This is a genomic window from Pseudoalteromonas translucida KMM 520 (assembly GCF_001465295.1).
Classification (GTDB): Bacteria; Pseudomonadota; Gammaproteobacteria; order Enterobacterales; family Alteromonadaceae; genus Pseudoalteromonas; species Pseudoalteromonas translucida.
In genome coordinates this window covers 742,778-756,292 of sequence record NZ_CP011034.1, presented here as the reverse complement: position 1 = coordinate 756,292, position 13,515 = coordinate 742,778, and the positions used below count along the sequence as shown (strand labels likewise).

Below are 13,515 nucleotides of genomic sequence, written 5' to 3'. Positions count from 1 at the left end.
GGGTAAATACATGTCGTTTGATCTTTATGCTCCACACACTATAAAACAACAAACCCCTATGATGCAGCAGTATCTAAAAATAAAATCAGAGCATCGCGATATTTTATTGTTTTATCGGATGGGGGATTTTTATGAACTCTTTTTTGATGACGCAAAGCGCGCCGCTCAATTACTCGATATTTCGCAAACTCAGCGCGGTAAAGCCGGTGGCGATCCTATTCCTATGGCCGGTGTACCTTATCATGCCGTAGAAAACTATTTAGCCCGTTTGGTGCAAATGGGCGAATCTGTTGCTATTTGCGAACAAGTGGGCGATCCGGCTACCAGTAAAGGGCCTGTTGATCGCAAAGTGGTGCGTATTGTCACCCCGGGTACAATTTCTGATGAAGCCTTGCTGCAAGAGCGCCAAGACAACTTACTTACCAGCGTATGGCAGAGTAAAAAAGGAACTTATGGCATTGCATATCTTGATATTAACTCGGGTCGCTTTAATGTTGTAGAAGTTAATACCGACGAAGCATTTACTTCAACTATCCAACGCCTCGCCCCTGCGGAATTACTGTATAGCGAAAGCTTCGAAAATGTTCATTTAATTGAGCACATTAAAGGTGCGCGCCGCCGCCCTGAATGGGAGTTTGATTTAGACACCGCTCAGCATTTATTGTGTGAGCAATTTGGCACAAAAGATTTAGTCGGTTTTGGCGTTGATAAAGCCCACAGCGCCTTAGTTGCCGCAGGTTGCTTAATGCAATACGTTAAAGACACCCAACGTATTGCATTACCCCATATTCGTGCCATTACTCTTGAGCACAACGAGCATGCCGTTATTTTAGATGCTGCTACTCGTAAAAATTTAGAGCTGACCGTTAATTTATCGGGTGGGTTTGAAAATACGCTAGCGCAAGTACTTGATAAAACAGCAACCCCTATGGGATCTCGTTTACTTAAGCGCCGTATTCATACCCCAGTGCGTAATAAAGACGAGCTAAACTCGCGGCTAAACGCGATTAGCGCAATTTTAGAGGTACAGCTTTGTGGTGAGCTACACGAATCATTAAGAGAAATTGGCGACGTAGAACGTGTTATTGCCCGCCTTGCTTTGTGCACTGCTCGTCCTCGCGATTTAACTCGCCTGCGCAGCGCCTTACAAGCACTTGCACCGCTGCATACTTTATTAAACGATGCCAGCGATCCGCGCATAGCCAGCATTATTAAGCAATCGCCTGAGCTACCTGATTTACAAGCGCTATTAGAGCGTGCAGTAATCGAAAACCCGCCGGTACTTATTCGCGACGGCGGGGTAATTGCCCCAGGTTATAACAGCGAGCTTGATGAATGGCGTAACTTAAGCAAAGGCGCAACCGATGTGCTTGATCAGTTAGAGTTACGAGAGCGTGCACGTACAGGAATTAGCACCCTTAAAATTGGTTATAACCGAGTACACGGCTTTTTTATTGAAGTAAGTCGCGCCAATGCGCATTTAGTACCTGCCGATTATATTCGCCGCCAAACACTTAAAAATAATGAACGCTACATTATTCCTGAGCTAAAAGAGCACGAAGACAAAGTACTTGGCAGCCAGTCAAAAGCATTAGCACTGGAAAAGCAGCTTTACGAAGAGCTATTTAGATTTATTGCGCCGCATATTGAGCAATTACAAATAATGGCAGCCGCCCTTGCCGACTTAGATGTGCTAAATAACTTAGCAGAGCGTGCACTTACACTTAACTACGCTAAGCCAATACTTTGCGATAACGACAACATAAGCATTAAACAAGGTCGTCATCCTGTAGTTGAGCAAGTAATGAAAGAACCCTTTATTGCCAACCCAGTAGAGCTAAATGCACAACGTAAAATGTTAATAATTACCGGGCCAAACATGGGTGGTAAATCAACCTATATGCGCCAAACTGCACTTATAGTACTAATGGCTCATATTGGCAGTTACGTACCCGCAGACAGCGCTAAAATAGGCAATATTGACCGTATATTTACTCGTATTGGCGCAAGTGACGATCTCGCCTCTGGCCGCTCTACCTTTATGGTAGAAATGACCGAAACCGCTACGATTTTAAATAATGCCACAGCGCAATCTTTGGTATTAATGGATGAAATTGGCCGCGGAACCAGTACTTACGATGGGCTTTCGCTTGCGTATGCTACTGCCGATCATTTAGCGTCAAAAATATCAGCAAAAACCTTGTTTGCCACCCACTACTTTGAGCTAACCGAGCTTGCAGAGCAAACGCCTGGGCTAGTAAATGTGCACCTTGATGCCATAGAGCATAACGACACCATTGCCTTTATGCACACGGTACTTGATGGCGCAGCAAGTAAAAGTTTTGGCTTACAAGTTGCTGCACTTGCTGGCGTACCCAAGTCTGTAATAAATCAGGCAAAACAAAAGCTTAAATTACTCGAAAATCACCAAAGTGTCACTGCGCCTAATATTGAGCAGCAAGCATTTACCTTTAATAATGAAGCCCAACAAATTAGCCCTTCTGAAGTAGAATTGCAGTTAACGGCTATCGATCCTGATAACTTATCACCGCGCCAAGCTCACGATTTACTCTATAAATTAAAAGCACTTCTTTAATTTACAAACAAAAAAAAGCTGAAGAATAAAACCTTCAGCTTTTTTACACATAACATGGTACTTTATTAAAACTTACGCAAAGTGCTCAAATAAACTCTCTGTACTTAAGCCTTCTTGTTGCAAAATATCTTTTAAACGACGTAATGCTTCTACCTGAATTTGTCTAACGCGTTCACGGGTTAACCCTATTTCGCGGCCAACATCTTCAAGCGTTGATGGCTCATAGCCTAATAAACCAAAGCGACGGGCTAATACCTCACGCTGCTTTGGATTTAGCTCTCCTAACCAGTCAACAATGTGTTTATTCATATCGTTATTTTGTACTTCGCCCTCAGGGCCAACATTGTTGTCATCGGCAATAATATCGAGCAAAGCGGTATCGTTTTCGCCGCCAATCGGCATATCAACCGAGGCTATTTTTTCATTCAAGCGCAGCATTTTGGTGACATCTTCAACCGGCTTATCTAAACAAGCTGCTATTTCTTCGGCGGTTGGCTCATGGTCTAATTTTTGAGTTAGCTCGCGCGCGGTACGTAAATATACGTTAAGTTCTTTTACTACATGTATTGGCAAGCGAATAGTGCGCGTTTGATTCATAATGGCGCGTTCTATCGTTTGACGTATCCACCATGTTGCATAAGTAGAAAATCGAAAGCCACGTTCAGGATCAAACTTCTCTACGGCGCGAATTAAGCCTAAATTACCCTCTTCAATTAAATCAAGTAACGCTAAACCTCGGTTGTTATAACGACGGGCAATTTTTACTACAAGGCGCAAGTTACTTTCAATCATGCGCTTGCGAGACGCTTCGCACCCTTTTAAAGATTTACGAGAAAAAAACACCTCTTCCTCAGCGCTTAACAACGGAGAAAAACCAATTTCACCTAAATAAAGCTGAGTAGCATCTAAATTTTTAGTGACTTCTTCTTTGACAAAAACGTCATCATCCACAGCTTCAAGCAGCGGTGTTGAATCATCATCAACAGCAGTTTCATCTAATTTATTATCTACGAGGGTGTTTTTATCAACTTTTGCTGCATCAGCCATAAGACTTCTCCTGAGCAAGTTATCAATATCTTTAAAAATTAGGGAAGGTACTTAGCAGGATTTACAGCTTGTCCTCGGTAGCGAATTTCAAAACGAAGTGCCGTTACCGCAGATTCTGAATTTCCTATCTCTGCTATTTTTTGTCCAGCCTTAACTTCCTGTTTTTCTTTAACAAGTAGTTTCGAGTTGTGTGCATAAGCACTCAAGTAGTCGTCATTATGTTTTAAAATAATTAAACTACCATAACCTCGAAGCGCATTACCCGCATAAACCACTGTTCCTTGTGCGGCGGCTAAAACGTCAGCCCCTTTTTTATTAGCAATCTGTAAGCCTTTGTAGCCATTTTCCTTGTTCGAAAAGCGTTGTGTTATTTTGCCTTTTGCTGGCCAAAACCACTGCACTTTACTACTCGACAAATGCTTAGAGTTACTAATTTTTTTATTGGCTTGTTTCTGAACATACCCTCGTTGTTTAGGCTTATCAAGCTCTTTCTTTGATTTATTGTTATTTTTTTGTGAAGTTTTTGCGACTTTTTTAATAGAAGGAGTATATTTTTTTGTCTTTTTGTATTTTTTTGCTATGGCAGAAAAGGAAATACTCTGCCCGGGGAATATTGTGTAAGGTGCTGGTATTGAATTGTTTTTTGCTAAGGTTCTAACATCTTGGCCTGCACTAAATGCTATAGAATAAAGTGTATCGCCTTTTTGAACAGTATATTTATCGCCATTAATGTTAATTTTTCTGCCGTAATTATTAACATCATTATTTAAACTACTGACAGGCGCCGGAACATGGTTAGACGAGCAAGCAAAGAGCAAAATACTAATAAATAAAGCAACATAACATTTTATTTGTTTATTCACTGTATTTAGCTCCTTATGTTAATAACATTATTTTATAGTACTTAACGTAATAAAATGTATGCAACTGCAATTAAAAGCACAACTGCCCATCCAAGCACTTCAATGTATTGACGTAATTTTTGCTCCATTTTAACACCGCCCCACTTCATCAGTGCAGCAACTAAAAAGAACCGAGCGCCTCGCCCTACTGCAGACGCAATTAAAAACGGCAAAAATGCCATTTGTAATACCCCTGCGCCTATAGTAAATACTTTATAAGGAATAGGCGAAAAACCCGCTATAAACACCACCCACACGCCATAGTTTTTAAACCAATCAAGTGCAATATCAAATTTATCTTGCCAGTGCATTTGTACTATAAGTGGCTCAACAACCGGTTCAAATAACCAAAAGCCGAGTAAATAACCTACTATGCCACCAACAACAGACGCTATAGTGGCAAAACTTGCAAACCGCCATGCTTTTTTAGGCTGAGCAAGCGACATTGGTGCCAGCATTACATCAGGAGGAACTGGAAAAAACACAGACTCTGCAAAGCTCATTGCAGCTAAATAACGCTCTGCATGACGGTGCTTAGCCCACACTAGAGCCATATCGTATAATTTAGTAAACAACTTCAAAATGAATTCCTATTCAATATCACCAGCGACTAGCGGTACAAATCTAACCGGCGCAATTACGTGTTCTGTGTAGTTATTGCCATTGCGAATAACCATTGTTAATTTTTGCTCTTGCTCACCAATCGGGGCAAGTAACACACCACCATCAGCTAATTGAGCTAATAGATCTTGCGGGATTTTAGCCGCAGCTGCGGTGACTATAATGCCGTTAAACGGCGCTTGCGACTCCCAACCTTGCCAGCCATCGCCATGCTTCATTGCCACATTATATAAATCGAGCTGATGTAAACGACGCTTAGCTTGCCATTGCAATGCTTTAATACGCTCTACTGAGTAAACCTTGGTAAATATTTTAGCCAATATTGCCGTTTGATAGCCCGATCCCGTGCCTATTTCTAGCACCTTGTCGCGCACACCTGCTAAGTGCAACAGTTCGGTCATACGCGCCACAATATAAGGCTGGGAAATAGTTTGCCCTTGCCCTATTGGTAACGCAGTATTTTGATACGCTTTATGTTGTAGCACGTCACCCACAAATATATGTCGTGGTATTTGTGCAATCGCATCTAGTACTTGCGTATCCTCAACACCTTCACGCTGTAATAGCGCTGATAGCGCCTTGGCGCTGCGAGTATAATTAGCCAGCACGGTTTATCTCCAAATCAGCTAACCACTCCCCTACCGCTTTAATGCTCTCGTTAGCGGTCATATCAACACTCAGTGGGGTAACCGAGGCATAGCCGTTATTAATTGCATGAAAATCGGTACCTTCACCGGCATCACTTTCTGTCCCTAAAGATCCGTACCAGTAAATATCTCGACCCCAAGGATCGGTTTGCTTGGTCATGGTTTCAGCTTTGTGGCGTGCGCCTAAACGCGTTACCTGTACACCTTTTAATTCGCTTAGAGGAATGTCGGGTACATTAATATTTATAATTTGATCTTTTGGTAGCGGATGCGACGCTAAACCTTTAATAATACTTATAGTTACTGCTGCTGCCGTTTCAAAATGCTCGCCATGGTGCGAACACAAAGACACTGCAATAGCGGGCAAACCTAAATGGCGACCTTCGGTTGCAGCAGCTACCGTGCCTGAGTACAAAGTGTCGTCACCTAAATTAGCGCCGTGGTTTATACCTGCGACCACTAAGTCGGGCATTTCATCAACTAGCTGGTTAACGCCTAAATGCACACAGTCAGTAGGTGTACCATTAACCGATATAAAGCCATTTTCAAGCTTTGTAGCACGCAGTGGGTTAAGCAAAGTTAACGAGTTACTTGCACCACTGCAGTTACGGTCGGGGGCAACTAAAGTTACCTCGGCAATTTGCATTAATGCTTGATATAACACCGCAATACCTTTAGCGCCTACACCATCGTCGTTACTTAATAGGATCTTCATCTTTGCTGTCCTTTTCTTTTCGCTCGCGTGGGCTTGCATCAGTGTAATCCACCAGCTCACGTAATAATGCCGTAGCAAAACAGCCTTTTGGTAAACCAAAACTTAACTTTAAAGTGCTTTCATCTATGGTTTCTACGCTAAAATCTTGCGGGATTAAACGCAGCATTCGGCGCTCATTTTTAAGCCCTAACTCGCCTAAACCATCGCACCAAGACTGATAAGGCTCAAGCCATACTTTTTCTTGTTCGGTAAGCCCTTTTTCGCTTTTACCTACCATAGGTGCCGACATCATAATATCGCCAGAGGCTAAGCGGGCTATATTCTCATCGCTAATAGCGTCTTCAAAAAAGGCATTACTGCCGCTGAGCATAAATACTTCACGGTGCATGGTTTTAGCTAAACCATGCTCCTTTACTCGTAAACTTACGAGTTGATTAAATACATGCGAGCGCGCTGCAGAAATAATAATACCGCGTAATTTTTTATCGCGAATACGCTCACCTGCAAACATTTTTTCAGCCATTACCAGGTTATGACCATCACGGCCAAAGCGTTGCTCGCCAAAATAGTTAGGCACGCCACTGCGTACCGCATTAATACGGCACAAAATATCCAGAGGGTCGGTAACATTACGCAGCGTAATAGTAAACTTATTACCTTTATGACAGCCGGTTCTCAGCTTACGTTCGTGACGTTGCTGCGATACAACAAACACGCTTTCGCTGTTTAAATCACTAAAATCAATTGGCTTTTTAATGGGTACTTTTACACTAAACCACTGCGAACACACTCCGTGGCGATCTTTCATCCCGGCATAACTTACATCACGTGGTGACACCCCAGCTCGCTGCGCAATTAACTTTGCTACGTACTGGGTGTTTTCGCCTTTTTTTACTACTTGCAAACATACATGCTCGCCGCTACCGGTAAACTCAATCCCTAAGTCTTCATCTACCATAAAGTCTTCGGCTGTGGTTTTAAAGTCAGCTTTTGATAACGGTGCGCCGTATAAATAATTTAAATCGCTCATGCGTTTGTTTTACTCATTGACTCTTTGTTCATAATTACCACTGCATGGCTCGAAATACCTTCTTTTCGCCCTTCAAAACCGAGCTTTTCGGTGGTAGTAGCTTTAACATTTATTTGCGATAGTTCGCAGTTTAAATCGCTTGCAAGGTTGCTACGCATAGCTTGAATATGTGGCAACATTTTTGGCGCTTGTGCCACTATAGTTACATCACCATTGCCCAATACATAGCCTTGCTCTTTAGCTAAGCTAACCACATGACGCAGTAATATTCGGCTGTCGATATTTTCATATTCACTGGCCGTATCTGGAAAATGTTTACCAATGTCGCCCATTGCAAGTGCGCCTAAAATAGCATCGCACAGTGCATGAATAGCAACATCGCCATCAGAGTGTGCTAAAAAACCTTGCGGATAATCAATTTTTTCGCCGCCGATAGTTAATGGGCCAACACCGCCAAATTTATGCACGTCAAAACCATGACCAATTCGTATCATAATGCATTCTCGTTTTGTTGTTTTTGAAGTAAAAAACCAGCCAAGTCTAAATCCTCAGGAGTGGTTATTTTAATATTATCGCTACGCCCTGGTATTAATTTTACTGGCTTGCTAGCCCATTCAATGGCGCTTGCTTCGTCGGTAATAACTGCGCCGCTTGCCAGTGCATTTTGCAGCGCATTTTTAAGATCTTCGTATTTAAAAAACTGCGGGGTAAGGGCTTGCCATAAATCATCTCGGGGTACGGTTTGCTCAGCATAAATATGGCCACGTTTTATAGTGTCTTTTACTTTACTGGCTAAAATTCCGCCTTCGTCGGCGTTTATACACTCATTTATAAGTGTATTTATGTCGTCAATAGTAACTAGCGGGCGGGCAGCATCGTGCACAAGTACCCAGTCGGGCGGGTTGGCGGCTAAAAAAAGCAAACTGTTTAAAACAGAATCAGCACGCTCTTTACCGCCACAAGTACGCACAATGCGCGCATCAATCACTGGCAATTGCTCAAAGTAAGGATCGTTTTCATTTAGGGCTACAACAATTGTATTAAGCTGCGCTAAAGCAGATAATTTTGTGAGCGTATGCTCTAAAATAGTTTTACCTGCTAATTTAATATACTGTTTAGGCGCATTATGTTGCATTCTACTACCCACTCCGGCAGCAGGTATAATGGCAGCTATAGTTGGTTTATTTGTCATATTATTGTTGAGCTGGTAAAACACGTATAAATGTTTCGCCCGCTTTAATCATTCCTAATTCGTTACGTGCGCGCTCTTCTATGCCTTCATGGCCAAGCTTTAAATCTTCTATATCGGCGGTTAATACTTTATTGCGTTTAATCAATTTTTCGTTAGTGTGTAAATGAGATGCAACCGCACTTTTTAAACGTGTGTAGTCTTGTACGCCATTATGGCCAAACCACAATCTATACTGCACAAACAGTGCTAAACATAACAAGCCAACCTGAAAAAACCGCATTTAACACTCCTTATTTTTAAATTCAAATAAACTTATTTAATTAATCAAGTTACGTTTGTAGTCGTTTTACATTGCGCCAATTTATATTTCCTGCCAGTAGCATTTCGCGCAGCGATAAAACCCGTGGCAAACAGCGTTTTGAAAACTGCCATTGATGCCCGCAACACGCCGCGGTTAATGACATTTTACTCGGCGTTAATAATTGCGCGTTTGGCAGCTCAAGCCCCTGCCCCGAAAACGCAAACCAACCTAGCTCATTACAATGCACTTTATTGTCGCTTACTTGGTCTAGGCTGTCTATTCTAACGCGAATTTGCTCATCACTACGCACTAAAATAGGGATTATTAACCCGACTTTGGCATTATGTTGATAAAAAAGTTCATTTGCTTGAATGTTAATCTCTGGTGGGGTCGGTTTTTGCTTTGCAAGCCAAGAGCCATTTTGCGAATCTAGTTTGAAAGGCGAGCTTGTATTGGCAACTAATGTGGCAGCACGTTCAATGTAATAAGGTAGGCTTTTTAATTGGCGACGCAGCCTATCGCTATTAGGCTCAGCGACTAAACGCTGAACCTCACGTTGATAAAATGCATTACACAATTGTGCATATAACACTTTTTTTGCATCGGCTTGCCACATTTCAACTTGTTGTGGCGCGCCAACAGGCTCATTTTTTGCTGCCAATTGCCGTACTCAAAAACACTTAGGTAAATGTTTTATAACACAGTACTGCGTAATTTTTAAGCGCCGAGTGCTAAATTAAGCGCTTGGCTTTTCACCTAATTTAGCAATGCCCGACTCTAAAAACTGCACTACGGTATTGCGTTTTTTACCTATAAGTAAACTGCCGTCGGCTAAAAACATAAAGTTTTGCCAGTTGCGTTTAAACACATCAAAGGTGGTTTCAATAATATTGTCGCGTGCCATGCAAAAATAAACCGTGGTATTAGCTTGCCAATCTAAATGCGCTAAAATGGCTTCGGGAAGTTGTTCATCGCCGTTTTCCCATGCGCTTTCCCAGTTTACTTCTTGGCTATAACTTTCATCTTGACCACACCAATCTGTTTTATCAAAAAAATCAGGGTGATCAAACTCACGACTCACCATAGTTGTCCACAGTACAGCTGCGCGCTCAAGGCTCATTGGTTTAATGTTTGCAGCATCATCGGCTGAAACAGGCATGTCTTTATGGCGAAAAACCCATGCTTTTTTGTAATCATCTAGCGTAATATAGTTCATAGTATTGGCAAATTAGTTAGCATTAAAAGTGCAGAAACAAATTATACAAGAGATCAAAACATGACTACAGCAATAAAACCACTTTCCCTCAAATCAGGATTATACCAACACTACAAAGGGCCACAGTACAAAGTGCTTTATGTAGCCACTCACAGCGAAACCAACGAGCAACTGGTAATTTACCAAGCGCTATACGGTGAGTTTGGTATATGGGCACGCCCTTTAGAAATGTTTAGCGAAACAGTTGAAAAAGATGGCAAAACTATTCCTCGGTTTAGCTACCTTGGTGAAGCCGATTAACTATGGCATGATAGGATTATAAAAACTCATCTGACCTGTGACGAAAAGAAGGTAATAAAGTGCAATTTAATTCAACCGACAATTACATCGCCAGCTCTGCGCTTAAGCAAGCTGTAAACGCGGCTATTATGCTCGAAAAGCCACTTTTAATTAAAGGTGAGCCGGGTACAGGTAAAACCATGCTAGCTGAAGAGCTGGCAAAAAGTTTAGATACCGAACTTATTCAGTGGCACATTAAATCGACCACCAAAGCGCAGCAAGGTTTGTATGAATACGATGCAGTTTCGCGCCTGCGCGACAGCCAGTTAGGCGACGAGCGCGTACACAATATTAGTAACTACATAGTTAAAGGCAAACTGTGGCAAGCATTTACTTACGCCGACCAACACGGTAAACGCCCGGTATTATTAATAGATGAAATAGACAAAGCCGATATTGAGTTTCCAAACGATCTCCTGTTAGAACTCGATAAAATGGAGTTTCATGTTTACGAAACCAGCGAGCGAGTGGTAGCAAAAGAGCGCCCTATTGTGATCATCACCTCTAATAACGAAAAAGAGCTGCCCGACGCCTTTTTACGCCGCTGCTTTTTCCACTACATAGACTTTCCATCTGCCGATGAAATGCAGCAAATTATTGACGTGCACTACCCTAATGTTAAGCAAGATTTAGTACGTCAAGCACTCGAAGTGTTTTTTAACCTACGCGAAGCAAACGGCCTTAAAAAGAAGCCATCCACCAGCGAATTACTCGACTGGTTAAAGTTACTTATGGCAGAAGACATAGACGCAAAAACACTGCACGACAAAGCTAAAAAAGGCGGTTTAATGCCAATGTTTGGCGCATTACTTAAAAATGAGCAAGACATAAGCCTAATCGAAAAACTCGCGTTTATGAGCCGTCGCTAACATGTTAGTACAGTTTTTTTTCACGCTGCGTAAATACCGTTTACCGGTAAGCCTGCGCGAGTTGCTTGATTTAATTAACGCCTTAAAAAAGAGCGTTATATTTGCCGACGTAGACGCTTTTTACCATTTAGCACGCACCATAATGGTAAAAGACGAAACCCACTTTGATCGCTTCGACAAAGCCTTTAGCGACTACTTTAGTGGTATTGCAGACTTAGACTTACTCGAGAGTTTAAAGCAGCAGCACAACTTACCAGAAGATTGGCTGCGTAAAGAGTTTGAAAAAAATCTCAGCGATGAAGAAAAAGCCCAACTAAAAGCCATGGGTGGCCTCGATGAGCTAATGAAAACCCTTAAAGAGCGCTTAGAAGAGCAACAAAAACGCCACGCAGGCGGTAATAAATGGGTTGGCACCGGCGGCACCTCCCCTTTTGGTGCTTATGGCTACAACCCTGAAGGTGTACGCATAGGCCAAGACGGCAACCGTAACCGCCAAGCAGTAAAAGTGTGGGATAAACGCGAATATCGCAATTTAGACTCCGACCGTGAAATTGGCTCGCGTACTATTAAACTTGCCCTTAAAAAACTGCGTAAATTTGCCCGCACTGGCGCAAGCGACACGCTAGATTTAAACGAGACTATTCGCGCTACCGCAAAACAAGGCGGCATGCTTGACGTAAAAATGGCACCAGAGCGCCACAATGCGGTAAAAGTATTAATGCTATTTGATATTGGCGGCTCAATGGATGACTACATTCATACCTGCGAAGAATTATTTAGCGCCGCCCACGGCGAGTTTAAACACTTAGAGTTTTACTACTTTCATAACTGCTTGTACGAAAATGTTTGGCAAGACAACGAACGCCGCCACTCAAACGTTATCGACACCATGACGCTAATTAATAAATTTACCAGCGACTACAAAGTAATATTTGTGGGCGATGCCACCATGGGCCCGTACGAAATAGCCTACCCCGGCGGCTCGGTAGAGCACTATAACGAAGAGCCTGGCAGTGTATGGTTATCACATATAACAAACCACTTTGATAAAGTAGCGTGGCTCAACCCACAACCCGTTGAACACTGGCCGTACTATCAATCAATTGGCTTTATAAAAGAGTTAATGAACAACCGCATGTATGCGCTGAGTTTAGATGGAATAAGTAGAGCGATAAAAGAGCTGAGTTAAACAATGCGTTTGATGAAGTGTGGTCGATGTTCATACTGTTTAGCACAGTTATAGGCGTGATAATGGAGTAAATGCTACATGTTACTGTGACGGTTAGTTTTTACACAGCTTGGGTTGAGCGCAGCAAAATCAACGCAAACGAGTATGGGTTAGACACAAAAAGCGCACTTATTTAGTGCGCTTAGATAAAGCTAGTATTCAGATTTAGAAACTATATCGCACTGTTGCACTAATTAAATCCACATCATCCAATGACGTATAATTAGCACCGAATGAAAAATTCTCATTCATATGAAAGCGTGCACCTACTGAGATAGATGTCTCACTTTCATCTGCAATATCGATGTAACCCAAGCGTCCATCCAGCTCGATGCTATCACTCACCATTGAACGAACCCCAACAGATAAGCCATATCCATTTTCGTCTTCCGAAGCGCTGTTACCGCGATATGATGCTTCTGCCTCAAGGTTTTCATACGTCACCAAACCATAAAAGTCGGTGCTGGCGCTAATTGCCGTACGATACCCAATCCCTGCGCTAAGCCAATTTATATCTACATCTAAACCGTTCTCTGAATCACCAACGGTTTGATACTGACCAGATAAGAACACGTTCTCGCTTACTAGCGTACTACCATCTATTGTCCAACCATCTGCGCCTTCACCATCAATATCGCCATCTAGGTAACCGCCAGAAACAAAGTTAAAGTTAGGAGTTTTTGCGAATGCTATAGGACTCGCAACAAGAGTAGTTAATAGTAAGAGTGAAACTTTATTCATTTTCATAGTACTTCCTTTTGAGTGTATCCTTTAATAAGCTTAAGATTATACATAGCACGTAACTGATAGCA

16 protein-coding genes are annotated in these 13,515 nt (G+C 42.2%); 4 read left to right on the top strand and 12 right to left on the bottom strand.

From position 1 onward, the window contains the following. The first annotated feature begins 10 nt into the window (after positions 1 to 10). Complete coding sequence (mutS, locus tag PTRA_RS03515; protein ID WP_058372707.1) at positions 11 to 2,596, top strand: DNA mismatch repair protein MutS; 2,586 nt, start codon at positions 11 to 13, stop codon at positions 2,594 to 2,596. A gap of 72 nt (positions 2,597 to 2,668) precedes the next feature. On the opposite strand, the gene rpoS is transcribed toward mutS, so the two are convergent. The 11 genes from rpoS to PTRA_RS03460 all read right to left on the bottom strand — a co-directional run bounded on the left by rpoS (position 2,669) and on the right by PTRA_RS03460 (position 10,267). After that, on the bottom strand, positions 2,669 to 3,643 hold the full coding sequence (gene rpoS / locus PTRA_RS03510) for an RNA polymerase sigma factor RpoS (RefSeq protein WP_011327388.1): 975 nt from the start codon (positions 3,641 to 3,643) through the stop codon (positions 2,669 to 2,671). A gap of 38 nt (positions 3,644 to 3,681) precedes the next feature. Further along, on the bottom strand, positions 3,682 to 4,506 hold the full coding sequence (locus PTRA_RS03505) for a peptidoglycan DD-metalloendopeptidase family protein (RefSeq protein ID WP_058372706.1): 825 nt from the start codon (positions 4,504 to 4,506) through the stop codon (positions 3,682 to 3,684). 41 nt (positions 4,507 to 4,547) lie between these two features. Then, positions 4,548 to 5,126: a YqaA family protein gene (locus PTRA_RS03500; RefSeq protein WP_041454351.1), complete on the bottom strand. Its 579-nt coding sequence runs from the start codon at positions 5,124 to 5,126 to the stop codon at positions 4,548 to 4,550. A gap of 9 nt (positions 5,127 to 5,135) precedes the next feature. Next, entirely contained in the window at positions 5,136 to 5,774 is a 639-nt protein-coding gene (locus PTRA_RS03495) for a protein-L-isoaspartate(D-aspartate) O-methyltransferase (RefSeq protein WP_058372705.1), read from the bottom strand. Next, positions 5,764 to 6,528: a 5'/3'-nucleotidase SurE gene (gene surE, locus PTRA_RS03490; protein ID WP_011327384.1), complete on the bottom strand. Its 765-nt coding sequence runs from the start codon at positions 6,526 to 6,528 to the stop codon at positions 5,764 to 5,766. The genes PTRA_RS03495 and surE overlap by 11 nt, the downstream gene beginning before the upstream one ends. Further along, a complete protein-coding gene (truD, locus tag PTRA_RS03485) occupies positions 6,509 to 7,558 on the bottom strand; it encodes a tRNA pseudouridine(13) synthase TruD (RefSeq protein ID WP_058372704.1) in 1,050 nt (349 codons plus the stop codon). Before truD ends, surE begins: the two co-directional genes overlap by 20 nt. Continuing rightward, positions 7,555 to 8,052, bottom strand: a complete 498-nt coding sequence (gene ispF, locus PTRA_RS03480; protein WP_011327382.1) for a 2-C-methyl-D-erythritol 2,4-cyclodiphosphate synthase — start codon at positions 8,050 to 8,052, stop codon at positions 7,555 to 7,557. The genes truD and ispF overlap by 4 nt, the downstream gene beginning before the upstream one ends. After that, on the bottom strand, positions 8,049 to 8,750 hold the full coding sequence (gene ispD, locus PTRA_RS03475; RefSeq protein WP_058372703.1) for a 2-C-methyl-D-erythritol 4-phosphate cytidylyltransferase: 702 nt from the start codon (positions 8,748 to 8,750) through the stop codon (positions 8,049 to 8,051). The genes ispF and ispD overlap by 4 nt, the downstream gene beginning before the upstream one ends. A gap of 1 nt (position 8,751) precedes the next feature. Beyond that, on the bottom strand, positions 8,752 to 9,030 hold the full coding sequence (ftsB, locus tag PTRA_RS03470; RefSeq protein WP_058372702.1) for a cell division protein FtsB: 279 nt from the start codon (positions 9,028 to 9,030) through the stop codon (positions 8,752 to 8,754). Between the two features lie 49 nt (positions 9,031 to 9,079). Next, positions 9,080 to 9,712 (bottom strand): hypothetical protein, encoded by a 633-nt coding sequence (locus PTRA_RS03465; protein ID WP_058372701.1) that lies wholly within the window; start codon positions 9,710 to 9,712, stop codon positions 9,080 to 9,082. Positions 9,713 to 9,787: 75 nt separating this feature from the next. Continuing rightward, entirely contained in the window at positions 9,788 to 10,267 is a 480-nt protein-coding gene (locus PTRA_RS03460; RefSeq protein WP_058372700.1) for a DUF2947 domain-containing protein, read from the bottom strand. Positions 10,268 to 10,327: 60 nt separating this feature from the next. Here PTRA_RS03460 and PTRA_RS03455 point away from each other — a divergent pair, with 60 nt between their 5' ends. Genes PTRA_RS03455 through PTRA_RS03445 form a run of 3 tightly spaced genes read left to right on the top strand, consistent with a single transcriptional unit; the run spans position 10,328 to position 12,664 of the window. After that, on the top strand, positions 10,328 to 10,567 hold the full coding sequence (locus tag PTRA_RS03455; protein WP_058372699.1) for a DUF1653 domain-containing protein: 240 nt from the start codon (positions 10,328 to 10,330) through the stop codon (positions 10,565 to 10,567). Positions 10,568 to 10,626: 59 nt separating this feature from the next. Next, complete coding sequence (locus PTRA_RS03450) at positions 10,627 to 11,475, top strand: AAA family ATPase (protein WP_058372698.1); 849 nt, start codon at positions 10,627 to 10,629, stop codon at positions 11,473 to 11,475. Position 11,476: 1 nt separating this feature from the next. Continuing rightward, a complete protein-coding gene (locus tag PTRA_RS03445; protein ID WP_058372697.1) occupies positions 11,477 to 12,664 on the top strand; it encodes a vWA domain-containing protein in 1,188 nt (395 codons plus the stop codon). A gap of 204 nt (positions 12,665 to 12,868) precedes the next feature. On the opposite strand, the gene PTRA_RS03440 is transcribed toward PTRA_RS03445, so the two are convergent. Continuing rightward, a complete protein-coding gene (locus PTRA_RS03440; protein WP_058372696.1) occupies positions 12,869 to 13,450 on the bottom strand; it encodes an outer membrane beta-barrel protein in 582 nt (193 codons plus the stop codon). Between the last annotated feature and the right edge of the window lie 65 nt (positions 13,451 to 13,515).

What these genes read in the sequence shown, in the direction of transcription:
- truD (WP_058372704.1), bottom strand. Translation starts at nt 7,558, where the DNA reads ATGAGCGATTTAAATTATTTATACGGCGCACCGTTATCAAAAGCTGAC.
- mutS (WP_058372707.1), top strand. Translation starts at nt 11, where the DNA reads ATGTCGTTTGATCTTTATGCTCCACACACTATAAAACAACAAACCCCT.
- surE (WP_011327384.1), bottom strand. Translation starts at nt 6,528, where the DNA reads ATGAAGATCCTATTAAGTAACGACGATGGTGTAGGCGCTAAAGGTATT.
- PTRA_RS03445 (WP_058372697.1), top strand. Translation starts at nt 11,477, where the DNA reads ATGTTAGTACAGTTTTTTTTCACGCTGCGTAAATACCGTTTACCGGTA.
- PTRA_RS03460 (WP_058372700.1), bottom strand. Translation starts at nt 10,267, where the DNA reads ATGAACTATATTACGCTAGATGATTACAAAAAAGCATGGGTTTTTCGC.
- ispF (WP_011327382.1), bottom strand. Translation starts at nt 8,052, where the DNA reads ATGATACGAATTGGTCATGGTTTTGACGTGCATAAATTTGGCGGTGTT.
- ispD (WP_058372703.1), bottom strand. Translation starts at nt 8,750, where the DNA reads ATGACAAATAAACCAACTATAGCTGCCATTATACCTGCTGCCGGAGTG.
- PTRA_RS03440 (WP_058372696.1), bottom strand. Translation starts at nt 13,450, where the DNA reads ATGAAAATGAATAAAGTTTCACTCTTACTATTAACTACTCTTGTTGCG.
- rpoS (WP_011327388.1), bottom strand. Translation starts at nt 3,643, where the DNA reads ATGGCTGATGCAGCAAAAGTTGATAAAAACACCCTCGTAGATAATAAA.
- PTRA_RS03455 (WP_058372699.1), top strand. Translation starts at nt 10,328, where the DNA reads ATGACTACAGCAATAAAACCACTTTCCCTCAAATCAGGATTATACCAA.
- ftsB (WP_058372702.1), bottom strand. Translation starts at nt 9,030, where the DNA reads ATGCGGTTTTTTCAGGTTGGCTTGTTATGTTTAGCACTGTTTGTGCAG.